General features: G+C 71.1%; 22 protein-coding genes and 1 riboswitch. Of the genes, 16 read left to right on the forward strand and 6 right to left on the reverse strand.

Annotated elements, in window-relative coordinates; translation table 11 throughout:
• Nucleotides 1-932 (forward strand): L,D-transpeptidase (locus CW362_RS26590; RefSeq protein ID WP_103552075.1); only part of this gene is annotated, 932 nt, incomplete at its 5' end.
• 29 nt (nucleotides 933-961) lie between these two features.
• Here CW362_RS26590 and CW362_RS26595 read toward each other — a convergent pair.
• Nucleotides 962-1,363, reverse strand: a complete 402-nt coding sequence (locus tag CW362_RS26595; RefSeq protein WP_103552076.1) for a response regulator — start codon at nucleotides 1,361-1,363, stop codon at nucleotides 962-964.
• A 202-nt stretch (nucleotides 1,364-1,565) separates the two neighbouring features.
• On the opposite strand from CW362_RS26595, the gene ctaE reads away from it, so the two are divergent.
• The 6 genes from ctaE to CW362_RS26625 all read left to right on the forward strand — a co-directional run bounded on the left by ctaE (nucleotide 1,566) and on the right by CW362_RS26625 (nucleotide 8,765).
• Nucleotides 1,566-2,186 (forward strand): aa3-type cytochrome oxidase subunit III, encoded by a 621-nt coding sequence (gene ctaE / locus CW362_RS26600; protein ID WP_103552077.1) that lies wholly within the window; start codon nucleotides 1,566-1,568, stop codon nucleotides 2,184-2,186.
• A gap of 64 nt (nucleotides 2,187-2,250) precedes the next feature.
• Entirely contained in the window at nucleotides 2,251-3,060 is an 810-nt protein-coding gene (qcrC, locus tag CW362_RS26605) for a cytochrome bc1 complex diheme cytochrome c subunit (RefSeq protein ID WP_103552078.1), read from the forward strand.
• Complete coding sequence (gene qcrA / locus CW362_RS26610) at nucleotides 3,057-4,133, forward strand: cytochrome bc1 complex Rieske iron-sulfur subunit (RefSeq protein WP_103552079.1); 1,077 nt, start codon at nucleotides 3,057-3,059, stop codon at nucleotides 4,131-4,133. Before qcrC ends, qcrA begins: the two co-directional genes overlap by 4 nt.
• Nucleotides 4,130-5,770: a cytochrome bc1 complex cytochrome b subunit gene (gene qcrB, locus CW362_RS26615; RefSeq protein WP_103552080.1), complete on the forward strand. Its 1,641-nt coding sequence runs from the start codon at nucleotides 4,130-4,132 to the stop codon at nucleotides 5,768-5,770. Before qcrA ends, qcrB begins: the two co-directional genes overlap by 4 nt.
• Before the next feature lie 169 nt (nucleotides 5,771-5,939).
• Nucleotides 5,940-7,004 (forward strand): anthranilate phosphoribosyltransferase, encoded by a 1,065-nt coding sequence (trpD, locus tag CW362_RS26620; protein ID WP_103552081.1) that lies wholly within the window; start codon nucleotides 5,940-5,942, stop codon nucleotides 7,002-7,004.
• Nucleotides 7,005-7,089: 85 nt separating this feature from the next.
• Nucleotides 7,090-7,206, forward strand: a riboswitch (SAM riboswitch).
• A gap of 185 nt (nucleotides 7,207-7,391) precedes the next feature.
• On the forward strand, nucleotides 7,392-8,765 hold the full coding sequence (locus CW362_RS26625) for an aminotransferase class V-fold PLP-dependent enzyme (RefSeq protein ID WP_103552082.1): 1,374 nt from the start codon (nucleotides 7,392-7,394) through the stop codon (nucleotides 8,763-8,765).
• A gap of 39 nt (nucleotides 8,766-8,804) precedes the next feature.
• On the opposite strand, the gene CW362_RS26630 is transcribed toward CW362_RS26625, so the two are convergent.
• Together CW362_RS26630 and CW362_RS26635 are read right to left on the reverse strand one after the other, a co-directional pair.
• Nucleotides 8,805-9,086 carry an Lrp/AsnC family transcriptional regulator gene (locus CW362_RS26630; RefSeq protein ID WP_103552083.1) on the reverse strand — a complete coding sequence of 94 codons (282 nt, stop codon included), beginning with the start codon at nucleotides 9,084-9,086 and terminating at the stop codon, nucleotides 8,805-8,807.
• A 42-nt stretch (nucleotides 9,087-9,128) separates the two neighbouring features.
• Entirely contained in the window at nucleotides 9,129-9,884 is a 756-nt protein-coding gene (locus tag CW362_RS26635; protein ID WP_103552116.1) for a rhomboid family intramembrane serine protease, read from the reverse strand.
• Between the two features lie 154 nt (nucleotides 9,885-10,038).
• Between CW362_RS26635 and CW362_RS26640 the strand changes: the two genes are divergently transcribed.
• The 5 genes from CW362_RS26640 to CW362_RS26660 all read left to right on the forward strand — a co-directional run bounded on the left by CW362_RS26640 (nucleotide 10,039) and on the right by CW362_RS26660 (nucleotide 15,754).
• Nucleotides 10,039-10,278 carry a hypothetical protein gene (locus CW362_RS26640; protein ID WP_037624014.1) on the forward strand — a complete coding sequence of 80 codons (240 nt, stop codon included), beginning with the start codon at nucleotides 10,039-10,041 and terminating at the stop codon, nucleotides 10,276-10,278.
• A gap of 36 nt (nucleotides 10,279-10,314) precedes the next feature.
• Entirely contained in the window at nucleotides 10,315-11,664 is a 1,350-nt protein-coding gene (locus CW362_RS26645; protein ID WP_103552084.1) for an NYN domain-containing protein, read from the forward strand.
• A 492-nt stretch (nucleotides 11,665-12,156) separates the two neighbouring features.
• The gene (locus CW362_RS26650) at nucleotides 12,157-13,191 is read left to right on the forward strand and encodes a C40 family peptidase (RefSeq protein WP_103552085.1); all 1,035 of its coding nucleotides are present in this window, start codon (nucleotides 12,157-12,159) and stop codon (nucleotides 13,189-13,191) included.
• A gap of 241 nt (nucleotides 13,192-13,432) precedes the next feature.
• Complete coding sequence (locus CW362_RS26655; protein WP_103552086.1) at nucleotides 13,433-14,452, forward strand: NlpC/P60 family protein; 1,020 nt, start codon at nucleotides 13,433-13,435, stop codon at nucleotides 14,450-14,452.
• Between the two features lie 66 nt (nucleotides 14,453-14,518).
• Nucleotides 14,519-15,754 (forward strand): hypothetical protein, encoded by a 1,236-nt coding sequence (locus tag CW362_RS26660; protein WP_103552087.1) that lies wholly within the window; start codon nucleotides 14,519-14,521, stop codon nucleotides 15,752-15,754.
• 13 nt (nucleotides 15,755-15,767) lie between these two features.
• On the opposite strand, the gene CW362_RS26665 is transcribed toward CW362_RS26660, so the two are convergent.
• Nucleotides 15,768-16,292: a PadR family transcriptional regulator gene (locus CW362_RS26665; protein ID WP_103552088.1), complete on the reverse strand. Its 525-nt coding sequence runs from the start codon at nucleotides 16,290-16,292 to the stop codon at nucleotides 15,768-15,770.
• A gap of 127 nt (nucleotides 16,293-16,419) precedes the next feature.
• Here CW362_RS26665 and CW362_RS26670 point away from each other — a divergent pair, with 127 nt between their 5' ends.
• Nucleotides 16,420-17,748: an MATE family efflux transporter gene (locus tag CW362_RS26670; protein ID WP_103552089.1), complete on the forward strand. Its 1,329-nt coding sequence runs from the start codon at nucleotides 16,420-16,422 to the stop codon at nucleotides 17,746-17,748.
• Here CW362_RS26670 and CW362_RS26675 read toward each other — a convergent pair.
• Entirely contained in the window at nucleotides 17,709-18,950 is a 1,242-nt protein-coding gene (locus CW362_RS26675) for a glycosyltransferase 87 family protein (RefSeq protein ID WP_103552090.1), read from the reverse strand. The genes CW362_RS26670 and CW362_RS26675 overlap by 40 nt on opposite strands.
• Before the next feature lie 141 nt (nucleotides 18,951-19,091).
• On the opposite strand from CW362_RS26675, the gene CW362_RS26680 reads away from it, so the two are divergent.
• Nucleotides 19,092-20,234 (forward strand): glycosyltransferase family 4 protein, encoded by a 1,143-nt coding sequence (locus tag CW362_RS26680; protein ID WP_103552091.1) that lies wholly within the window; start codon nucleotides 19,092-19,094, stop codon nucleotides 20,232-20,234.
• 314 nt (nucleotides 20,235-20,548) lie between these two features.
• Here the strand turns inward: CW362_RS26680 and CW362_RS26685 are convergent, their stop codons facing one another.
• Nucleotides 20,549-22,345, reverse strand: a complete 1,797-nt coding sequence (locus tag CW362_RS26685) for an AMP-dependent synthetase/ligase (RefSeq protein ID WP_103552092.1) — start codon at nucleotides 22,343-22,345, stop codon at nucleotides 20,549-20,551.
• Between the two features lie 296 nt (nucleotides 22,346-22,641).
• On the opposite strand from CW362_RS26685, the gene CW362_RS26690 reads away from it, so the two are divergent.
• Nucleotides 22,642-23,439, forward strand: a complete 798-nt coding sequence (locus tag CW362_RS26690) for a metallophosphoesterase family protein (RefSeq protein WP_103552093.1) — start codon at nucleotides 22,642-22,644, stop codon at nucleotides 23,437-23,439.
• A 124-nt stretch (nucleotides 23,440-23,563) separates the two neighbouring features.
• Entirely contained in the window at nucleotides 23,564-24,004 is a 441-nt protein-coding gene (locus tag CW362_RS26695) for an SRPBCC family protein (protein WP_103552094.1), read from the forward strand.
• Nucleotides 24,005-24,242 lie beyond the last annotated feature (238 nt).

Here is a 24,242-nt window from a genome sequence, read left to right on the forward strand (position 1 = left end):
CGGTGCGCGTGAGCACCGAGGACGAGGACGGCGCCCCCGGCCGCAAGGTCGTCGGCTTCGACACCAGCACGCCGAAGGCGAAGAAGCTGCTGACCGCCGAATTCGGCCCCAAGGCGGGCAGGTACGGCGTCGGCCAGCCCGTGACCGCCGAACTCAGCGCCCCCGTCAAGGACAAGGCGGCCCGCGCGATCGTCGAGCGTGCCCTCAGGGTCGACTCCACCCCCGCGGTGGACGGGGCCTGGCACTGGGTGGACGACAAGACGCTGCACTACCGCCCCAGGGAGTACTGGCCCGCCCACGCCACCGTCACGGCCCACAGCAACCTCGCCGGAGTCAGGATCGGCGACCGCCTGTGGGGCGGCGACGTCAAGCCTGTGAAGATCACCACGGGCGACAGCCTGATCGCCCTGACCGACGCCGCCACCCACTCCATGAAGGTCTACCGCAACGGCCAGGACATCAAGGAGATCCCCGTCACCACGGGCAAGCCCGGCTTCGACACGCGCAACGGCGTCAAGGTCGTGCTCGGCAAGGAGTCCCTCGTACGGATGCGCGGCACCAGCATCGGCATCGCCGAGGGCAGTTCGGACTCCTACGACCTGGAGGTGCGCTACGCGACCCGGGTCACCTGGAGCGGTGAGTACGTCCACGCCGCGCCCTGGTCGACCGGCTCCCAGGGGTACGCCAACGTCAGCCACGGCTGCACCGGGATGAGCACCGAGAACGCCGAGTGGTTCTTCAACACGTTCAACGAGGGCGACATAGTCAAGGTCGTCAACTCCGGCGGCAAGACCATGGACGCGTTCGGCAACGGCTTCGGCGACTGGAACCTCGCCTGGAAGGACTGGCGCGAGGGCAGCGCGCTGGTGGCCGGGTCCCCGGACCTGCCGAACCCGGCCCAGCGCGCCAGGCTGCGCCCCGAGAGCGTGTGAGACCGCGCCCCGCGAGGGGCGCGGGTTCCTCAGGCGCTCAGAAGGTTCCTGCGGCGCAGCAGGGAGGCCAGTGAGGCGGCGAACTCCACCGGGTCGACCGGCAGGGTCACCGCGGCGTCGGCGCGGCTCCAGGTGGCCAGCCAGGCGTCCTGAGGCCGCCCGATGAGCACCAGCGCGGGCGGGCAGTTGAAGATCTCGTCCTTGATCTGCCGGCACACCCCCATGCCGCCCATCGGCACCGCCTCGCCGTCCAGCACGCAGACGTCGATGCCGCCCTTGTCGAGTTCCCTGACGACGGCGGCCGGCGTCGCGCACTCGACGAACTCGACGAGGGGGACGTCCGGGGCGGGCCTGCGCCCGGTGGCGAGCCGCACCTGTGCGCGGGTGTTGGAGTCGTCGCTGTAGACCAGCACCGTGGCGGTCGGCTGCATTCTTCCTCCGAGACGTCAGCGTCGTACGGACAGCGTGCGCATCGGGCTGATCGTCCCCGCCCGATGCGCGGATGCTACTCCCTTGAACACCTCGTCAACACCGGTTCGGACACGGCTTCGATGGTCCATACGGGCTGGACACACCCGGTCAACACCCCGAACGGCACCCCCCGGCGTGAGGGCGGGATAAGCGACCGACATAATGTCGGTCGTGGCGACAGCAACGACAGTAGAAACCGGGCACGCGCACCCGTCGGTCAATCGGCCGAACCTCGTCAGCGTCGGAACCATCATCTGGTTGAGTTCCGAGCTGATGTTCTTCGCGGCCCTCTTCGCGATGTACTTCACCCTGCGATCGGTGACCGGGCCGGATCACTGGAAGGAAATGGCGTCCAGCCTGAACCTTCCGTTCTCGGCGACGAACACCACCATCCTGGTGCTCTCCTCCCTGACCTGCCAGCTCGGCGTGTTCGCCGCCGAGCGCGGGGACGTGAAGAAGCTCCGGATGTGGTTCATCGTCACCTTCGTCATGGGTGCGATCTTCATCGGCGGTCAGGTCTTCGAATACACCGAACTGGTCACGAAGGACGGGCTCTCGCTCTCCTCCGACCCGTACGGCTCGGTGTTCTACCTGACCACCGGCTTCCACGGACTGCACGTGACAGGCGGCCTCATCGCCTTCCTGCTGGTCCTCGGTCGCACCTACGCGGCTCGGAGGTTCACCCACGAGCAGGCGACCGCCGCCATCGTCGTGTCCTACTACTGGCACTTCGTCGATGTCGTCTGGATCGGCCTCTTCGCCACGATCTACCTGATCAAGTAATCGGGCCCACCGCCCGAAACATCCAGAAGCACCGACGCAGAAGATCCTGACACCGGGGTAATCCGTGAAAAAGCTCTCCGCACGACGACGCCATCCGCTGGCGGCGGTCGTCGTCCTACTCCTCGCGCTGGCGGCCACCGGGGGGCTGTACGCCGCGTTCGCACCCGCGGGCAAGGCGCAGGCCGATGAAACCTCCCAGTCCCTCGGTATCACCGAGGGGCAGAAGCTGTACTCCGTGGGCTGCGCAAGCTGCCACGGAACCGGCGGTCAGGGCAGCTCCGACGGGCCGAGCCTGGTGGGCGTGGGCGCCGCCGCGGTCGACTTCCAGGTCGGCACCGGCCGTATGCCGGCCCAGCAGCCGGGCGCTCAGATCCCGCGCAAGAAGGTGATCTACACGCAGGCCGAGATCGACCAGCTGGCGGCCTACATCGCCTCGCTCGGCGCCGGCCCCGCGATCCCGACCAAGAACCAGGTCAGCCCCGAGGGCGCGGACATCGCCAAGGGCGGTGAACTCTTCCGTACCAACTGCGCCCAGTGCCACAACTTCACCGGCAAGGGCGGCGCGCTGACGCACGGCAAGTTCGCGCCGAGCCTGGAGGGTGTCGACCCGAAGCACATCTACGAGGCCATGCAGACGGGCCCGCAGAACATGCCGTCCTTCCCCGACACCACGCTGTCGGAGAAGAACAAGCAGGACATCATCGCGTACCTCGACGCGGTCAACGGTGACGACACCGAGAGCCCCGGCGGTCTCGAACTGGGCGGCCTCGGGCCGGTCAGCGAGGGCCTGTTCGGCTGGATCTTCGGTCTCGGCACCCTGGTCGCCGTCGCCGTCTGGGTCGCCGCTCGGACCGCAAAGGCCAAGAAGTCATGAGTAGCCAAGACATTCCCGAAGAGAACGTGCCCGCTGAGCGGGCCTCCGACGACCACGCCGGTCACGGTCACGGTCCGGTAGCCCTCGCGGACGAGCAGAACCCGTTCGCGGACCCGGGGCTCCCGCCCCACGAGCACCGCATCCAGGACATCGACGAGCGGGCCGCCAGGCGGTCCGAGCGCCTGGTCGCCCTGCTGTTCGTGCTGTCGATGGTGGCCACCGTCGGCTTCATCGCCTCGTACGTGGCGATCCCGAACGACAAGTCGGTCTACATCTTCCCGCTCGGGCACATCAGCGCGCTGAACTTCGCGCTGGGCATGTGCCTCGGCGTGGCGCTGTTCTCGATCGGCGCGGGCGCGGTCCACTGGGCCCGCACCCTGATGTCCGACGTGGAGATCGCCGACGAGCGTCACCCGATCGAGGCGGCGCCCGAGGTCAAGGCCAAGGTCCTGGCCGACTTCAAGGACGGCGCCAGGGAGTCCGCGCTCGGCCGCCGCAAGCTGATCCGCAACACGATGTTCGGCGCGCTGGCCCTGTTCCCGCTCTCCGGCGTCATGCTGCTGCGCGACCTCGGCCCGCTGCCCGGCACGAAGCTGCGCCACACGCTGTGGTCCAAGGGCAAGCTCCTCGTCAACATGAACACGAACGAGCCGCTGCGTCCCTCGGACGTGGCCGTCGGTTCGCTCACCTTCGTCAAGCCCGAGGGCCTGGAGGAGCACGACGAGGACTTCCAGAAGGAGATCGCCAAGGCGGCCCTGATGATCATCCGGCTCCAGCCGGAGGACATCAAGGACAAGCAGGAACTCGAGTGGTCCTACCAGGGCATCGTGGCGTACTCGAAGATCTGCACCCACGTCGGCTGCCCGATCTCCCTGTACGAGCAGCAGACGCACCACGCGCTGTGCCCGTGCCACCAGTCCACCTTCGACCTCTCCGACGGAGCCCGAGTCATCTTCGGCCCGGCCGGTCACGCCCTGCCGCAGCTGCAGATCGGCGTGAACGCTGAGGGCTACCTCGAGGCGCTCAGCGACTTCAAGGAGCCCGTCGGTCCTGCATTCTGGGAGCGCGGATGAGCACTACCACCACCTCCGACTCGCGCCCCTCGCGCGAGAAGGCGCCCGCCGGTGAGCGGGTCGCCGACTGGGCCGACGGCCGTCTCGGGATCTACTCCCTGGCCAAGTCCAACATGCGCAAGATCTTCCCCGACCACTGGTCGTTCATGTTGGGTGAGGTCTGCCTCTACAGCTTCATCATCATCATCCTCACGGGTGTGTACCTGACCCTGTTCTTCCACCCGTCGATGAACGAGGTGGAGTACCACGGCAGCTACGTCCCGCTGCAGGGCCAGCTGATGTCCGAGGCGTTCAACTCGACCATGCACATCTCCTTCGATGTGCGCGGTGGTCTGCTGATCCGCCAGATCCACCACTGGGCCGCGCTGATCTTCCTCGCCGGCATGTTCGTGCACATGATGCGCGTGTTCTTCACGGGTGCGTTCCGCAAGCCGCGTGAGGTCAACTGGGTCTTCGGATTCCTGCTGTTCGTCCTCGGCATGTTCACCGGCTTCACCGGTTACTCGCTCCCGGACGACCTGCTCTCCGGCACCGGTGTCCGCTTCATGGAGGGCGCGATCCTGTCCGTGCCGATCGTGGGCACGTACCTGTCGTTCTTCCTGTTCGGCGGCGAGTTCCCGGGCGGCGACTTCGTGGCCCGCTTCTACTCGGTGCACGTGCTGCTGCTGCCGGGCATCATGCTCGGCCTGGTCGTCGGCCACCTGATCCTGGTCTTCTACCACAAGCACACGCAGTTCGCGGGCCCCGGCAAGACGAACAACAACGTCGTCGGCATGCCGCTGCTGCCGGTCTACATGGCCAAGGCCGGAGGCTTCTTCTTCCTGGTCTTCGGTGTCATCGCGGCCATCGCGGCGATCGCCTCGATCAACCCGATCTGGGCCCTGGGCCCCTACCGTCCGGACCAGGTGTCCACCGGTGCCCAGCCCGACTGGTACATGGGCTTCTCCGAGGGCCTGATCCGTGTCATGCCGGGCTGGGAGATCAACCTCTGGGGCCACACGCTCGTCCTGGGCGTGTTCATCCCGCTGGTCATCTTCCCGCTGGTCCTGGTCGCGATCGCGGTCTACCCGTTCATCGAGTCCTGGGTCACCGGCGACAAGCGCGAGCACCACATCCTGGACCGCCCGCGCAACGTCCCGACCCGGACCGCGTTCGGCGCCGCCTGGATCAGCTGGTACTTCGTCCTGCTCGTCGGTGGCGGCAACGACCTCTGGGCCACGCACTTCCACCTGTCGATCAACTCGATCACCTGGTTCGTGCGCATCGCGTTCTTCGTCGTGCCGGTGCTCACCTTCCTCGCCACCAAGCGGGTCTGCCTCGGCCTCCAGCGCCGGGACCGGGACAAGGTGCTGCACGGCCGTGAGTCGGGCATCATCAAGCGCCTGCCGCACGGTGAGTTCATCGAGGTCCACGAGCCGCTCAGCCAGGACGCGCTGCACACGCTCACCGCGCACGAGCAGTACAAGCCGGTCGAGATCGGCCCGACGGTCGACGAGAACGGTGTCGAGCGCAAGGTCTCGGGCGCGCAGAAGCTGCGCGCCAAGATGAGCGAGGGCTTCTACGGGGAGGAAGGCCAGATCCCCAAGCCCACCATCGAGGAGTACAAGGAGATCACGAGCGGCCACGGCCACCACTGATCCCCGGCTGTTCGCCACGGCAGGAGCCCCGTCCATGCAATGGACGGGGCTCTTTGCCGTCCTCCGGGCTGGATAGGGTGGACTCACCCGGTGCTGCGGGGCGATCCACCCCGCGTCACCCACGACCGTGTCACCCGCGACCGCGTGACCTACGAACCCAGGAGCGACCATGAGCGCTGTGAACCCCGCTGGAGGCGACACCGCGGCGGGCCGTTCCTGGCCCGCGGTACTGAACGGCCTGCTCGAGGGCCGCGACCAGAGCGCGGACGACACGGCCTGGGCGATGGACCGGATCATGCGCGGCGAGGCGACCGACGCGCAGATCGCCGGGTTCGTGGTGGCGCTGCGGGCCAAGGGCGAGACCGTCCAGGAGATCACCGGACTCGTCCGGGCGATGTACGAGCACGCCAACGTGATCGAGGTGCCCGGACGCACCGTCGACATCGTGGGAACGGGCGGTGACGGCGCGAAGACCGTCAACATCTCCACGATGTCCTCGATCGTGGTGGCCGGCACCGGCGCCAAGGTGGTCAAGCACGGCAACCGGGCCGCGTCCTCGGCGTCCGGGGCGTCGGACGTCCTGGAGAAGCTCGGCGTCAATCTCCAACTGCCGGTGGGCCGGGTCGCCCAGGTGGCCGAGGAGGCCGGGATCACCTTCTGCTTCGCGGTCAAGTTCCACCCGGCGCTGCGTCATGTCGCGGCGGCACGCGGCCAGTTGGGCATCCGTACCACCTTCAACGTGCTCGGCCCGCTGACCAACCCGGCACGGGTGAAGGCCCAGGCGGTCGGCGTCGCCGATCCCCGGATGGCGCCGATCGTGGCGGGCGTGTTCGCCGAGCGCGGCAACTCCTCGCTGGTCTTCCGCGGCGACGACGGCCTCGACGAGCTGACCACCACCGCGGGCTCCCACGTCTGGGTGGTCCGCGACGGCTCGGTCACCGAGGAGCGCTTCGACCCGCGCGACGTCGGGCTCGACATCGTCCCGGTGGAGGCCCTGCGCGGCGCCGACGCCTCGTACAACGCGGAGGTCGCCCGACGCCTGCTGGACGGCGAGAAGGGGCCCGTGCGGGACGCGGTCCTGCTGAACTCGGCGGCGGCCCTGGTGGCCCTGTCGCCGACCGGCGCGCCGCTCGCCGGACAGCTCCGCGACCAGATGGAGAGGGCGGCCGAGTCGATCGACTCCGGTGCCGCGAGACGCACCCTGGACCGCTGGGTGGCCGCCAGCAACGCCTGATCCGTGCGGGATCCCGCGCAGGACGCAGTCCAGGATCCGGACTGCGTCTTGCGCGCGGAAGATCCTCTGGCAAGATGCTGTACCAGGTCATGAGTGACAGCCATCAGGCCCCGGCCGGCTGTCCGGCAACCCTCCGTCCGTGGCGGGGTGCCCCGGGTGAAGACCAGGTCGTAGGCAGCGAGGCCTACGGCAAGCGCGGACCCCTCCCGCTCTCCGGGCGGACCACCAGGGGTCCTGGTCGTTCGAGGGAGCCTTCTGTGAGCAAGCGAATGCGTTAGGGCGCCGAGCCCCGCCTCCGCACACCCCTTTCACCTTTTCCCGCGCCGTGCCCCGCCCTTCGGCGGCCGGCCGCGCGGTGATCCCGCCTGCCTCTCACAGGAGCTCGCCATGTCTGTCTCCACCGTTGCCGCCGACCAGACCGTTTGCAGTGACTCTTCGGGGGCCCTGCCCGTTCTCGGCCGGGATGTCACCGTCCCGCTCGTCACCGGCGGCGAGGTGACCTACGCGGCCCTGGACTACGCGGCCAGCGCGCCGGCCCTCCAGCGGGTGTGGGACGACGTCGCCGCGTACGCGCCGTACTACGGCAGCGTCCACCGGGGCGCCGGCTACCTCTCGCAGCTGTCCACCGACCTGTTCGAGAACGCCCGCAGGACCGTCGAGGAGTTCCTCGACTGCCGCGCCGGCGACCAGGTGGTCTTCACCCGCTCCACCACCGACTCGCTCAACCTGCTCGCCGCGGCCCTCCCGGCCGACTGCCAGGTCTTCGTCTTCGAGACCGAGCACCACGCCTCGCTGCTGCCCTGGCGCGACGCCCGCGTGACCTACCTGAACGCCCCGCGCACCCCGGGCGAGGCCGTCGACACCCTGGAGCGCGCCCTCGCCGCCCGCGACCCCTACGGACCTGCCCTGGTCTGTGTCACCGGCGCCTCGAACGTCACCGGTGAGCTGTGGCCGGTGCGGGAGCTGGCCACCGCCGCCCACGCCCACGGCGCCCGCATCGTCCTCGACGCCGCGCAGCTCGCCCCGCACCACCCCGTCTCGGTCCAGGACCTCGACGTCGACTGGGTCGCCTTCTCCGGGCACAAGCTGTACGCGCCCTTCGGCTCCGGCGTCCTCGCGGGCCGCTCCGACTGGCTGCGCGAGGCCGAGCCGTACCTCGCGGGCGGCGGCGCCAGCCGCAGGGTCACCCGGCGCGAGGACGGCGGCGTGGACGTGGAGTGGCACGACAGCGCCGCCCGGCACGAGGCAGGCTCGCCGAACGTCATCGGCGCCTACGCGATCGCGTCGGCCTGCAAGGCGCTCACCGAGGAGGGCTTCGACAGGCTTATCGCCCGTGAGCAGCACCTGATCCGTACCGTCCGCGCGGGCCTCGCCGAGGTCCCCGAGGTCCGGGTCCTGTCCCTCTTCGGCGACGACGCCCCGCGGGTCGGCGTCATCTCCTTCGTCGTCGAGGGCTGGAACAGCTCGCACTTCGCGGCCGCGCTCTCCGCCGAGTACGGCATCGGGGTGCGCGACGGCCTCTTCTGCGCCCACCCCCTGGTCCGCACGCTGCTCGGCAGCGCCCCCGAGGCGCAGGGGGAGTGCGGCGCCCCCGAGGCGGCCCCCGGCGAGAAGTCCCTCAACGCCATCCGCGTCAGCTTCGGCGCCGGTACCCCCGACGAGCACGTCGAGCGGTTCGTCCGCGCGGTGCGCGAACTCGTCAGCGACGGCGCGCGCTGGCAGTACCGCACCGAGGACGGCCGCTGCGTCCCGGCCGTCTGACGGCCGGGAAAGCCCCGCCCGGAGGCGGCGCCGCGTCGGTCAGGAGTCGAGACCGATCGCGAACGCCGCCTCCAGGTCGTGCTGGGAGTACGTACGGAACGCCACGTGCGTGTCCGTCGCCTCGACGCCCGGGATCTTGCTGATCCTGCCGGGGATGACGTCCGCCAGGTCGTCGTGGGCCTGGACCCGGACCATGGCGATCAGGTCGTAGGTGCCGGTGACGGAGAAGACCTCGCTGACGCTCTCCAGGGACGCGATCGACTCGGCGATCTCGGGGATCCGGTCCACGCTGGTCTTGATGAGGACGATCGCGGTGATCACGGCTGGTTCTCTCCCTAGGGGGCCGCTGCTGGGGATCTCACCCTACTCGCGGTCCACCGGACCCGGCCGCTCCACCGGGGGGCGCGGAAACACCCCCGCAGGAGGAGCGGCGGCCGGGCGCCGGCGGAACCGCGCCCACGCGTAGACGAAACCCAGGGAGAAGCCCACCAGGTGGGCCAGGTAGGCGACTCCGGGGCCCGAACTGCTGCGGCCCGCCGCCAGCCACTGCAAGGCGAACCAGAACGGCAGCACCACCCACGCCGGGAACCGCAGCGGCAGGAAGAACAGGAACGGGAAGAGACTGGTCACCCGGGCCCTGGGGAACAGGTACAGGAACGCGCCCAGCACCGCGGAGATCGCCCCGGAGGCTCCGACCAGGGACTGCTGCGCGGTGGCGTTGGCGGCCGCGTAGCCGAGCAGGGCCAGGTATCCGCAGCCGAGGTAGAAGAGGACGAACTCCAGATGGCCCATGCGTTCCTCGGCCATCAGCCCGAAGACGTAGAAGAAGAGCATGTTGCCCAGGAGGTGCAGCCAGCTGCCGTGGATGAACAGGGCGGTGGCGGGGGTGAGCGCCTCGCCCGGGGCCCCGCCGAACAGGTCGGCCGGCACCACGCCCCAGCGGCGGAAGTACGCCCGCTGGGCGACCAGCAGTTCGTCCCCCGTGCCGTACGCGGGATCCAGGCCCGAGGCGGGACCGATCACGAAGATCAGACAGCACAGGACGATCAGCCCGTACGTCACCGGTGCCGGCCGACCCCGTACAGCCCTGCCGACCGCAGCACTCCAATTGCCGATCATGGTGCAGAGCATGACGTAACCACATCGATGCGCACAGATCGCCTCGCCGCCGTGGACAGCCGAGCGTCGAGTACCCGCCAGGCCGTAGGGTTACGAGCCAGACGCGCCGGGAGACCGGCACCGGACGGACACTAGTAAGGAAAGCGGCTGCCCTATGACAGTTCCCCTGCCCGACGCCAAGACCCGCTGGCGCTGCACTCTCTGCGGCAACCTCACGCGCTTCGACGTGACCCGCTCGTCGAAGGTCGTCGAGTACGTGCACCTCGACCTGGCCGGTGAGCCCAAGGTCGAGGAGCGCGAGGTGGTCAGTGAGACCATCGAGTCGGTGCGGTGCCGTTGGTGCAACGCGGTGGATCAGGTCGAACTCGTGGACAGGCCGGGCGCCGGCTCCTGACGGAGCGGGCCCCGTACGGATGGTTGGGGTGAACGGATGGTGGAGACCGCGGGCGGGGAGCCGGACGACGGCACCGCCGAGGTGCTCGACCGTCCGCTGCCCGACGGCGTGCGCAGACGCGTCGTGCAGATCGTCTCGGACGGCTTCGGCGGGCTGACGCTGACCGAACTGCCCGCCCAATTGAGGCAGTACGCCCGGTTCGCTCCGAATCGGCGTGCCAAGTTCGCCGGCAACGCGATGGCCGCCGCGCTGGAGACGGACCCGCTGTTCAGACAGCGCATCGCCGAGAAGCTCAGAGAGGCCCAGCCGGAGCTCACCGGCGCTCTCGACTCGGGCGCGCCGCCCCCGGCCGCGGATCCGCTGGACGTGGCGGCCGCGGCCTACGTGCTGCGTCCCGCGGGCTGGGTGAAGCTGGTGGCCGCCGCGGGCGAGGAGGCCGTACGGGCGGACGCCGAGCGCGCCGACGAGGAGAACCGCGCCGAGCTGGAGCGGCTGCGCGCGGAACTCGCGGAGGCCCGTGGGCAGACGCGGGCCGAGACCGAACGGCTGCGTGCCGAGCTGGAGACGGCCCGGAAGGAAGCGGAATCGCTTCACCGCAAGCTGCGCGGGGCCCTCAGCGATGTCAAGCGCGGTGAGGCGGCCCTGCGCAAGCTCCAGGCCGAGACGGACGGGGTGAAGGCGGAGGGCCAGGCGCAGGTGTCCGCGGCCGAGAGCGAGACGCGGCGGCTCAAGGCGCGCCTCGCGGAGGCCGAGGCCTCCCTGGAGGCCACCCGCAAGGCGGCCCGCGAGGGGCGCAGCGTCGAGGACATGCGGGTGCGGCTGCTGCTCGACACGGTGCTGGAGGCGGCCCAGGGGCTGCGCCGGGAACTGGCGTTGCCCCCCGTCTCCGTGCGGCCCGCCGAGACGGTGGAGGCGGTCGAGCCGGGGCGGATGACCCCGAAGGACATCGCCACCCGCGCGCTGTCCGAGAACGACCCCGCGATCCTGGACCAGTTGCTCGCGCTGCCCCAGGCGCATCTGGTCGTCGACGGCTACAACGTCACCAAGACCGGCTATCCCCAGATGCCGCTGGAGAAGCAGCGGCTGCGGCTGCTCGGGCAGCTCTCGCAGCTGGCCGCGCAGACCGGCGCCGAGGTCACCTGTGTCTTCGACGGGGCGGAACTGGCCGCGCCGGTGCTGCTCGCGCCGCCGCGCGGGGTGCGGGTGCTGTTCTCCAAGCCCGGTGTCACGGCGGACGAGCTGATCCGCCAGCTGGTGCGGGCCGAACCGCCCGGCCGGCCGGTCATCGTCGTCTCGACCGACCGTGAGGTGGCCGACGGGATCGCCGAGGCGGGTGCCCGGCCGGTGGCGTCCGTGGTGCTCCTCAAGCGCCTCTCGCGCGGCTGAACGGCTCCTCGACGCGTTCCTGTCGCGGGCCTCCAGCCGAACACCTCCCCTTGTGCCCGGTTCGGCACTTTCGTCCGCCTTGAATCCTTACGCGGCTTTCCCCCTGTGTGCCACGTTCCGAGGGGACTTGGGCGTGTGTCCGGAAGTCTCGCCCCACCCCACGGACCACGGGTTTCACGTGCGCGGCGATCCATGACCTAAGTCGCATGGGTCACCTACGCGTCATGCGTAACTTCTGCGCAGGATGCCCGGATTCGCCGGATCTTCACGCGACGTAGCGTCAAGCGGACATCACTGCAGGTGAGTTGATGGCAAAGAATGCGCTCCGTGACAAAGAATTTTCAGGTTTGGATTTGAACTGATCACAAGCAGGTCACTAGGGTCATGGCTCGAACCTCCAACTCGGGTGATCACTCATGGGGAGTGACGGTGGAGGGGCACCGCCCGTCGGCGTTTTCGGCAGGCGGCTGGAGGAAGAAGGAGCTCGCCTTCGTGGCGTCCCACCGTCGACCCAAGCAGCCGAGCCGCGCCCGTGTGACCGTGCTCACCACCGCCGCCGCAGCAGCCGTCGTGCTGAGCGCCAACGCCGCCAACGCGGCCCCGTCCGAGAAGCCCAACAAGGACGAGGTCAAGACCAAGGTCGACAAGCTCTACGAAGAGGCCGAGCAGGCCACCGAGAAGCTCGACGGCGCCAAGGAGAAGCAGCAGAAGCTGCAGAAGCAGATCAGCGCCCTCCAGGACAACGTCGCCCGCGGCCAGGAGGAGCTCAACGAGCTGCGCGACGGCCTCGGTTCGATGGCCAGCGCCCAGTACCGCACCGGTGGCATCGACCCCTCCGTGGCGCTCTTCCTCTCCTCGGACCCGGACGACTTCCTGGACAAGGCCTCGGCCATGGACCAGCTGAGCGCCCAGCAGATCGAGTCGCTCAAGAAGGTCCAGGAGAAGCAGCGTTCGCTCGCCCAGCAGCGCGCCGAGGCCTCCGCGAAGCTCAAGGACCTCGCCGACACCCGGACCGAGCTCGCCAAGAAGAAGAAGGAAGTCCAGGCCAAGCTGGGCTCCGCGCAGAAGCTCCTGAACTCCCTGACCGCGCAGGAGCGGGCGAAGCTCGCCTCCGAGGAGCAGGAGCGGGCGACCCGCGCCAGCGAGCGCGTCGACCTCGGCGACACCCCGCCCGCCTCGGGCCGCGCCGCCGCCGCGTTCGCCGCCGCCAAGACCAGGATCGGCTCGCCGTACGTCTACGGCGCCACCGGCCCCAGCTCCTTCGACTGCTCGGGCCTCACCTCCTGGGCCTACGCCCAGGCCGGCGTGACCATACCCCGCACCTCGCAGGCCCAGGCCAACGCGGGCACCCGCATCTACTCGCAGAGCGATCTGCAGGTCGGTGACCTGGTCATCTTCTACGGCGACCAGCACCACGTCGGCCTCTACGCGGGCAACGGCCAGGTGCTGCACGCCCCGCGCACCGGCACGGTCGTCCGCTACGAGTCGATCGGCAACATGCCCTTCCAGTTCGGCGTCCGGATCTGATCCGCCCGGGCGGACCGGGGCTCGGCCCCCACCGCCCGGAGCGCCCCCTGCCGCTCCGTCCGAACGGGCGAATCGCGGCAACTCGCGCTGACCCCACGCCCCGTCGGTGACCTGCGTCTCCGGCGGGGCGTCACTGTGCGTGCCCACCGGAGCCTTTGGTCGGTGCGTGGTCGCGCGGTTACTGTCTGGCGCGTTCCCCCGACGGGCGGGGGTCCGTCAGCGGAAGGGAGTGCGGCCAGCCGTGGGGTTCCATCGCCGCCTTGCACCGACCGGCTCCGACCGGGGCACCGGCGCCTTCGGCGTCGCCTGCGTGATGTCCGCGGCGGTCGCCGCACTCGGCACCCTGCCCGCCTCCGCGGCGCCGCAGGACGACACCCGGGCCGAGGTGGACCGCCTCTACACCCAGGCGGAGAGAGCCACCGAGGCGTACGACGCGGCCGACGAACGCGGCGACGCGCTGCGCGAGCAGCTCGGCACGGCGCAGGACGAGATCGCCCGGCAGCAGGACCGGGTCAACACCATGCGGGACGCGCTGGGTTCGCTCGCCGGGGCGCAGTACCGCTCGGGCGGACTCGACCCCTCCCTCGCGCTGCTCTTCTCCGCCGACCCGGACGACTATCTCGACAAGGCCTCCGTGCTCGACCGGATCAGCACCCGTCGGGCCGGTGAGCTCAAGGGCCTCCGGCTCGCCCTGCGCGAACTCGCCCAGAAGCGTGAGGAGGCCGACGGGAAACTCGCCGAACTGGAGCGCAGCCGTACGGCGGTCGCCCGGAACAAGCGGGTCATCGAGGGCAAACTGGCCAGGGCGAAGCGGCTGCTCGACTCGCTGCCGTACGCCGACCGCGCCGCCTACGACCGGGCGTCGCGCTCGGTCCGCGACGACCTGGCCGGCCTCGGGGACTCCGTCGCGTCCTCGGCGCGCGCGGCCGCCGCCGTCGCCGCGGCCCGTTCGGCGCTCGGCCGCCCCTACGTGTGGGGCGGCAACGGGCCCGGCGGCTTCGACTGTTCGGGCCTCATGCAGTGGTCCTACGCGCACGCCGGGGTCGGTCTGCCGCGCACCTCGCAGGCCCAGCGGTTCGCCGGACGGCGGATCCCGCTCTCCCAGGCGCGGCCCGGCGACCTGGTCACCTACCGGTCCGACGCCAGCCACGTCGGGATGTACGTGGGCGGCGGCCAGGTGATCCACGCGCCCTACCCGGGCGCCCCGGTGCGCTACGACCCGGTCGGGATGATGCCGATCTCGTCCGTCACCCGGGTCTGACGGGACGCGGGGCCGGCGCCGGACGGGCCGGGCGCGGCCGGGCCCGGGCACCGTACGATCGGGAGGATGGCTGGTCGAAGGGGTGCGTCGCGGGCAGGGCTCTCCGTGCTGCTGCTGCTCGCCGGGCTCGTCGGCTGCGGCGGCCGGACGGCTCCCGACACCACCACGGCCGAGGTGCAGCGGGTCCTCGACCGGCGGGCGACCGCGGTCCTGCACCGGGACGAGACGGCGTTCCGGGCCACCGGCGCGGCGGCCGGGGCCGGAGAGGGCCTCGCGAACCTGCGGGACGTGCCGCTGGCGGCCTGGTCCTACCGCCTGGCCGGTCTGAACCGCTCCGGCGACCGCGCCACCGCCCGCGCCGAACTGCGCTACCGCATCGAGGGCTACGACGCCGTGCCGGTCGAGACGGACCGCACCCTCGGGCTGATCCGTACCGGCGGGACCTGGCGCGTCACCTCCGACAGGCCGGCCGGCAAGGGTGGCGACCAGTTGTGGGACGAGGGGGCCGTCACGGCCGTACGGGGCCGCAGCAGCCTCGTCCTCGGGGTCGGGCAGTCCGGTGAGCGGCTGCGCTCCTTCGCGGATCTCGCGGACCGTGCCGTTCCGGCCGTGTCGGAGGCCTGGGGCACGGACTGGTCGCGGCGCGTCGTCGTCCTCGTGCCGGAGTCGCTGGAGGGGATGGCGGGGCTGCTCGGGGCTCCGGCGTCGGGCTACCGGGGGATCGCGGCGGTCACCATCGGCGAGACGGGCGGAGCGGAACGGGGATCCTCCCGGCCGGAGACCGGGGGAGGTCCGGCGAAGGCGCCCGCGGACCGCGTCATCGTCAACCCGGACGCGTACGGCGTCCTCGGCGACCTCGGCAAGCAGGTCGTGCTCACCCACGAGACCACGCACGTCGCCACCCGCGCCCGCACCACGGCCGCCACCCCGCTGTGGCTCTCCGAGGGGTACGCGGACTGGACCGGCTACCGCGGCAGCGGGCGGACGCCCGGGCAGGTCGCGCCGGAACTCGGGCGGGCGGTGGCGGAGGGGCGCGTCCCGGCCGCCCTGCCCGACGACGAGGACTTCGGGTTCACCGCGGACGCGGGCGCGCTGGCGCGGGCCTACGAGGGCGGCTGGATGGCCTGCCGGCTGATCGCGGACCACTGGGGCGAGGTCCGGCTGAACGACTTCTACCGGGCGGTGGGCGACCACGGGAAGCGCGCGGGGGCGGTCGAGGGCGCGCTGCGGGACGTGCTGCACACGACGCCGCAGGGGTTCACCCGGTTGTGGCGGCAGTACCTCAGGGGCCAACTCGGCTGACGCGCCGGGCGGTTCAGCCCTCCAGCAGGGCGATGGCCTCCGCGAGCCAGGCCCGCTCCGCCGCGCCCGTCGCCCGCGCCACCCGCAGCATCCCCCGCCGGAACAGGTCGTCGGCCTCCTCCGCGCGCACCGGCTCGCCGTCCCGGTAGAAGAAGCTCGCCGGGGTCTCCAGGAACTCCTGGCGGCGGCGCAGCACCGCGGCCTGTTCCCGGGGGTCGCCCAGGTGGCGCAGGAACGCCAGCAGGGTGTTGAAGCGGACCTGGTCGGTGATCTCGGCCTGCTTGGGCCGCCGCAGCCGCTCCAGCAGGTCCTCGCGCCCCTTGTCGGTCAGCGCGAGGATGCGCCGCGGGGCCGCGCCGCTGCCGGGCTCGGTGTGCTGGTCGAGCAGGCCCTTGTCGACGAGGCGGGTGATCGCCGGGTAGAGGGCGCCGTCGCTGACCGGCCGGACATGGCCGCTGAGGGCCTTGATGCGTTCCTTCAGCTCATAGCCGTGCAGGGGCTCCTCGTACAGAAAACCCAGGATCGACAGCTCCAGCATCGGGCCGGCCCTTCCCTCGTGGACGCCCCGCGGGGCCGGCGCGTCCGGGTGGTTGCGGGGTTCACCCGCCCATGGTACCTCTTATCGAGCTACCTCGAAACGAGGTAGCTCGATAAGAGGGAGTCCTGTGAACGCCCACCGCAAGCAGCTCATGGCGCTCGCCCGTCCCGTCTACCTCTCGCTGCTCGCCTCCGTCGCCGCCGGAATCATCAACACCGTCTGGGTCTCCCGGCTCGGCCGGGACGCCGTGGCCGCCGTCGCCGTCGCGACGAACACCGAGAACGTGCTGCTGGGCGTCGCCCTGGTCTTCGCCTCCGGCACCACCGTCCTGGTCGCGCACGCCCGGGGCGCCCGGGATCCGGGCGCGGTCCGGGCGGCCGTGCGCGGGGGCTGGGCGCTGTGCGCGGCGGTCACCCCGGTGGTCGCCCTCGGCGGCTTCCTGCTGCGCGAGCCGCTGGCCCGGCTCGTGCTCGGCGGCGACGGACGAGCCCTGGCCCTGGCCGTCCAGTACTTCGCGATCTCCCTGCCCGGCATCGCCGTCTTCTTCGCGCAGAACCTCGTCGACGGCATCCTCAAGGGGACCGGCGACACCCGGACCCCGATGCGCCTCGCCCTGCTGGCCAACGGCCTGATCCTCGGCCTCGACCCGTTCCTGATCCACGCGTACGGCGTCCCCGGCGCCGCCCTGTCGACCGTGCTGTGCCGCTCGGTGGCCCTCGTCGCGGGCCTGCGCGCCCTGCGCCGCGACCCCCTGCTGTCACAGGCGGCCGGCGCGGCGCCCGCCGAGGGAACCGGCGCGGCCCTGCGCCGCACCCTCGCCACCGGTCTGCCCATGTCCGCCGACTTCACCGTGCGCCAGGGCGGCTCGCTGGTCCTGGTCGCGATCGTGGCCCGGCTCGGGACGACGGTCGTGGCCGCCTACGCGATCGCCTACAAGGTCATGTACATCGCCACCATGGCGTTCTACTCGGTCCGGCAGGCCGCCTCGATCCACACCGCGCACAGCAGTGGCGCGGGCCGTGACGAGCGGGGTGCCATCGGACGGCAGGCCGTCCTCGTCTCGGGGACCGTCGGCCTGCTCGCCGCGGCGCTGCTCGGAGCCCTGGCTCCCTGGATCATGCGGGCCTTCGGCGCCGGTCCCGCGGTCGCCCACGAGGGCGTGCTGTTCCTGCGCTGCGTCGGTCCCTACCTGCTCCTGATGGCCTGCTTCATCGCCCTGGGAGGGGTCTTCGAGGGCAGCGGGGGAGCACCGGTGCTGCTGCGGGTGACGCTGGCCGGCACGGCGGTCCAGCTGCCGCTCGCCCTGGCCCTGTCCGCACTGGGGCCCGCGGGCATCTGCCTGGCCCTCGCGCTGTCCATGACGGTGCAGTGCGCGGCCCTGTGGCTGTGGGCCCGGCGGACGGTGCGGTCCGGGCGTCAGGAGGACGCCAGGGTCTCCCTGGTGGGGGCCGCCTGAGCGGGGAGCTCCGGCTCCGGCCGGGAGACCGTGCTCCGCCACAGCTCCCGGGCGGCCAGCACCGAGGCGACCACCAGCAGGCCGTTGCGCAGGAACAGCAGGGTGATGCCCAGCCACGTGCTGTTCACGACGTCCCCGAACCAGGTCGGGAACTCCAGCACCGTCACGAAGCACGCGACCAGCACGAGGACGGCGGGCACCGGCATCCGGCTCGCGCGGAAACACAGGCAGACCGCGGCGATCCCGACCAGCCACACCAGGTACTGCGGGCTGATGACCCGGCTGGTGGTGATGAACATCAGGACGGCGACGAACGCGGCGTCGGCGAGCGTGTGCGGCAGGAACCGCTTGACGCGCAGCCGCCACAGCAGCAGCCAGCCGAAGGCGAGCGCGGTCAGCACCAGGGCCGCCGTGCTCACCTCGTCGACGTAGTGGCCGACGAACTCCACCGAGCCGTAGTTGAGCAGCACCCGCCCGTTCCAGCCGTGGTGCCGGGCCACGTGGAAGACCAGGGCACCGAGCGACTCCACCTCGGTGCCGCGGTCGCGCTGGAAGGCCAGGAAGGCGAACGCGCCCGGCATCGTCGCCCAGAACAGCGCCGCGATCCCGGTCGCCGTCGCCGCCGCCCAGGCCCAGGCCCGGCGGCGCACGGCGGCGAGCAGCAGCAGCACCGGCCACACCTTCACCATCGCGCCGATGCCCGTGAGCGCCCCCATCACCCGGGGCCGGCCGGCCCCGGCGAGCAGAGCGGCGACCGCGACGGCCGTCACCATCAGGTCGTAGCGGGCGTACACGGTCGGACCGAGCAGCGGCACCCCGATCATCCACACCCAGGCGCCGCGCAGGGTCCTGCCGGGGCGCGAGCCCGCGTACAGGAGCAGTCCGAAGACCACCAGGTCGGCGACGAAGGCCAGCACGAAGAAGGCGTGCGGGTAGTCGAGGAAGGGCAGCAGGCCGGGGGAGAGGATCGCCAGGGCGGCGCCCGGCGGGTACTGCCAGGTGACGTCGTGCAGGGGGAAGAAGCCCCGGCTCAGGACCTCGTACCAGCCGTGGTAGATCACCGAGACGTCGCTGGTGACGTCCGGTCCCGGGAAGACGTACACCTTGGCCACGAAGAGCAGCAGCCCCAGCCTGGTCAGACCCCACGTCCCCAGCAGTACGGCCACGCCGAACGGGAACCTCGTGTTCCGTGCCCCCGTCATGCTCACCTGGCCCCATCGTCCGGAATCGTGTGCCACGCCGCCGCGCTCTTCGCGGAACCAGGGTGACGCACCGGTCTGTGTGCGAGCCGTCCAGCGCGGCCTGGCGGAGCTGTGAGTATAGGTTCGATATCGTCGAACACGATGCACAAGACCCTGATCGTGACGAACGACTTCCCGCCCCGCCCCGGCGGTATCCAGGCCTTTCTGCACAACATGGCACTGCGCCTGGACCCCGAGCGGCTCGTCGTCTACGCCTCGACCTGGAAGCGCGGCCGCGAGGGCGCCGAGGCGACCGCCGCGTTCGACGCCGAGCAGCCCTTCACCGTCGTACGGGACCGCACGACCATGCTGCTCCCGACACCGGGTGCCACCCGGCGGGCGGTCGGCCTGCTGCGGGAACACGGCTGTACGTCCGTGTGGTTCGGCGCGGCGGCACCGCTCGGGCTGATGGCGCCGGCCCTGCGCAGAGCGGGCGCGACCCGCCTCGTCGCGACCACGCACGGCCACGAGGCCGGCTGGGCCCAGCTGCCCGCCGCGCGCACCCTGCTGCGCCGGATCGGCGAGTCCACCGACACCATCACCTACCTCGGCGAGTACACGCGCTCGCGGATCGCCTCCGCGCTGACCCCGGAGGCGGCGGCGCGCATGGTGCAGCTGCCGCCCGGTGTCGACGAGCGGACCTTCCGTCCCGGCTCGGGCGGGGACGAGGTCCGGGCCCGGCTCGGCCTCACCGACCGGCCCGTCGTCGTCTGCGTCTCCCGCCTGGTCCCGCGCAAGGGCCAGGACACCCTCGTGCTCGCGATGCCGCGGATCCTGGCCAAGGAGCCGGACGCGGTCCTGCTGATCGTCGGCGGCGGGCCCTACGAGAAGGACCTGCGCACGCTGGCCGCGGAAACCGGGGTGGCCGGCTCGGTCCGGTTCACCGGGGCGGTGCCCTGGTCGGAACTGCCCGCGCACTACGGGGCCGGGGACGTCTTCGCGATGCCGTGCCGGACCCGCAGGGGCGGCCTCGACGTCGAGGGGCTCGGCATCGTCTACCTGGAGGCCTCGGCGACGGGCCTTCCGGTGGTGGCCGGCGACTCGGGGGGCGCGCCCGACGCCGTGCTCGACGGCGAGACGGGCTGGGTCGTCCGCGGCGGCTCCCCGGAGGAGGCCGCCGACCGCATCGTCACCCTGCTCGGCGACCCCGAACTGCGCCGCCGCATGGGCGAGCGCGGCCGTGCCTGGGTCGAGGAGAAATGGCGCTGGGACCTCCTGGCCGAGCAACTCCGAGCCCTGCTCTGACCCCACCGGGTGCCACACCTGCCCGTCGGCGCCTCGGGCTGCCCTGGGCCGTTCGCGCAGTTCCCCGCGCCCCTGGACGGCCGCCCTGACGGGCGCCCGCCAGGGCCGCGCCCGTCAGGGGCGCGGGGAACTGCGCGAGCAACCACGACGAGCCGCCCGCCCGGGACGGCGACTCCCTCCACGGCGGAAGCCGGAACCCCCCACCCGGCGAACGAGGCAAACGGCCCCCAGGGACGGAAACGGCTCGGCCCCCTCCACCGGAGGGGGCCGAGCCGTGTTGTTCCCGGCCGGGGCAGGACCCGGTCGCTCGGGCGTCAGCCCCGATAAAGTGCCTCGATCTCGTTCGCGTAGTCCTTCGCCACCACGTTGCGCTTCAGCTTCAGGGACGGCGTGAGGTGCCCCGACTCCTCGGTGAACTGGTGGGCGAGGATGCGGAACTTGCGGACCGACTCGGCCTTGGACACCGCCGCGTTGCCGTCGTCGATCGCGTCCTGGATGGCCGCCGTCAGGTCCGCGTCCTCGCGCAGCGACTCCGCGGTCGAACCGGCCGGCTTCCCGTGCTCCGCGGCCCACCGGCCCAGGAACTCCTCGTCGACCGTGACCAGCGCGCCGACGAACGGACGCCCGTCGCCGACCACCATGCACTCCGCGACCAACGCGTGCGCGCGGATGCGGTCCTCTATGACGGCCGGGGCGACGTTCTTGCCGCCCGCGGTGACGATGATCTCCTTCTTGCGGCCGGTGATGCGGAGGTAGCCGTCCTCGTCGAGGGTCCCGATGTCACCGGTGTGGAACCAGCCGTCCGCCAGCGCCTCCGCGGTCGCGCCCGGGTTGTTCCAGTACTCCTTGAACAGGTGCTCGCCGTGCAGCAGCACCTCGCCGTCGTCGGCGATGCGGATCACGGAGCCCGGCAGCGGCTGGCCGACCGTGCCGATCTTCGTGCGGTCCCACGGGTTGAAGGCCGTGGCCGCGCAGGACTCGGTGAGGCCGTAGCCCTCCAGGACCGTGAAGCCGATGCCGCGGAAGAAGTGGCCGAGCCGCTCGCCCAGCGGGGCGCCGCCCGAGATCGCGTACTCGCCGCGACCGCCGAGCACCGCGCGCAGCTTGCTGTAGACGAGCTTGTCGAAGGTCTTGTACTTGATCTTCAGACCGAACGACGGCCCCGAGGGGGTGTCCAGCGCGCGGCTGTAGGCGATCGCCGTGTCCGCCGCCTTGTCGAAGATCTTGCCCTTGCCGTCCGCCTGGGCCTTGGCGCGCGCCGAGTTGTAGACCTTCTCGAAGACGCGCGGCACGCCGAGGATCAGCGTCGGCCGGAACGCGGCCAGCTCGTCGGTGAGGTTCTTGATGTCCGGGACGCAGCCCAGCTTGATCGGCGCGATCATCGGCGCGATCTGCACGAGCCGCCCGAAGACGTGCGCGAGCGGGAGGAAGAGCAGCACCGAGCACTCACCGGTGCGGAACAGCGGACGCAGCCGCTCCACGATGTTGCCGCACTCGGCGAAGAAGCTGCGGTGGGTGAGCACACAGCCCTTGGGACGGCCGGTCGTGCCGCTCGTGTAGACGATGGTCGCCGGGTCGTCGGCCTTGGCGAGCGAGCTGCGCTCCTCGACGGTGGCGTCGCTGACGTCCGCGCCCAGGCGCCCCAGCTCCTCGACACCGCCGGCCTCGATCTGCCAGACGTTCTCGAGGGCGGGCAGCCGGTCGCGCACCGACTCCACGGAGGCCGCGTGCGCGGGGAGCTCCACGATGCAGGCCCGCGCGCCCGAGTCGCCGAGGATCCACTGCACCTGCTCGGGGGAGCTGGTCTCGTACACCGGCACGGTGACGGCGCCGGCGCTCCAGATCGCGAAGTCGAGCAGCGTCCACTCGTAGCGGGTGCGGGACATCAGGGCCACCCGGTCGCCGGGCCGCACGCCCGAGGCGATCAGACCCTTGGCCGCGGCCCGCACCTCGGCGAGGAACGTGGTGGCGCTGACGTCCGTCCAGGTACCGCCCACCTTGCGGGCGATCACGGCTACGTCGGGATGCTGCGCGGCGTTTCGGCGGACGATGTCGGTGAGATTTCCGTCCGCAGGGACCTCGTACAAAGCCGGAAGGCTGAACTCGCGCAAGACTGCTGCTCCTCATAGGGCGCCGACGCCACGACTCTGTGTGATGCGACGGTGCGGTCCAAGGCTCGGGCAGGTACTCAAGAGATCACTTGTTGAAATCCCGAGTACGACTGGACTGCCCGGACGTTACCCGCCGGTATGGCTTCTTCGACAGGGGGTCCCGGCGAGATGTTCCATGCGTCACACGTGGTGGCGTTCCTGCGCGCACAGTAGTCCACGGGCTTCCGGAGGTGCCAGTAACCGCAGGTCCGGCCCCCTCTGTTCACGTTTGCCGCACCGGCCTACGCTTGATCGTCATGGCATCCACACCGGTCAACCGTCCGAGGACGCGCATCCATGTCGTCAGCGACGTACACGGCAACGCCCGCGACCTGGCCCGGGCCGGCGACGGCGCCGACGCCCTGATCTGCCTCGGTGACCTGGTCCTCTTCCTCGACTACGCCGACCACGCGCGCGGCATCTTTCCGGACCTCTTCGGCGTGGAGAACGCCGACCGCATCGTCGAACTGCGCACCGCCCGCCGCTTCGAGGAGGCGCGCGCGTTCGGTGCCCGGCTGTGGGCGGGCATCGGCACCGACCGGGCCGCGGCGATCGAGAAGGCGGTGCGCAGGCAGTACGCCGAGATGTTCGCCGCGTTCCCGGAACCGACGTACGCGACCTACGGCAATGTCGACATGCCGACCCTGTGGCCGGAGTACGCCGGACCCGGCACCACCGTCCTCGACGGCGAGCGGGTCGAGATCGGCGGCCGCGTCTTCGGCTTCGTCGGCGGGGGGCTGCGGACACCGATGCGGACGCCGTACGAGATCAGCGACGAGGAGTACGCGGCCAAGATCGAGGCGGTCGGCGAGGTCGACGTGCTGTGCACGCACATCCCGCCGGAGGTGCCGGAGCTGGTGTACGACACCGTGGCGCGCCGTTTCGAGCGGGGCTCCCTCGCGCTGCTGGACGCGATCCGGCGCACACGTCCCCGTTACGCGCTCTTCGGCCACGTCCATCAGCCCCTCGTCCGCCGGATGCGCGTCGGGGCGACGGAATGCGTGAACGTGGGGCACTTCGCGGGCTCGGGCCGCCCCTGGGTGCTGGAGTGGTGACACGGTGACGGCGCGGAAGGCCAGGTGGGGTGACAGCGTCCGCGGCCGTGCGCGGTAGCCTTCACGCTGCACACACGTGCGTACCACCCTCCTTCACCGGACCGCATCTCGAGGAGCCACCGCGATGGCGGAACACACCAGTTCGAGCATCACGATCGAGGCGGCACCGGCTGACGTCATGGCGGTGATCGCCGACTTCGCCCGGTACCCGGACTGGACGGGTGAGGTGAAGGAGGCGGAGGTCCTCAAGTCGGACGAACTCGGCCGCGCCGAGCAGGTCCGTCTCGTCATGGACGCCGGTGCCATCAAGGACGACCAGACCCTCGGCTACACCTGGACCGGCGACCACGAGGTCTCCTGGACCCTGGTCAAGTCCCAGATGCTCCGCTCCCTGGACGGCTCGTACCTCCTCAAGCCCGCGGGCGAGGGCGCCACCGAGGTCACCTACCGGCTGACCGTCGACGTGAAGATCCCCATGCTCGGCATGATCAAGCGCAAGGCCGAGAAGGTCATCATCGACCGCGCCCTGGCCGGCCTGAAGAAGCGCGTCGAGGAAACGGCCTGACCACAGGGCTTTTCGCCCCCTCCGCCCCTACCCGACCCCAAGGTCCCGGCTTCTCCCCCAGCCTTCGGCCGGGAGGGACCCCCAGACCAGGGGCGACCCCCATCGCCGCCGGGACTCTGCTCCTCGAACACCGGAGGGGCCGGATTTTCCCGGCCGGGGCTGGATCTCGCACGAGCCACCACGCACCCGCAGTCGGGATCCGGCGTGAGGGGCCGTGCCGGTACATCGATGCCCGTCG

Source organism: Streptomyces populi, from assembly GCF_002911015.1.
Classification (GTDB): Bacteria; Actinomycetota; Actinomycetes; order Streptomycetales; family Streptomycetaceae; genus Streptomyces; species Streptomyces populi.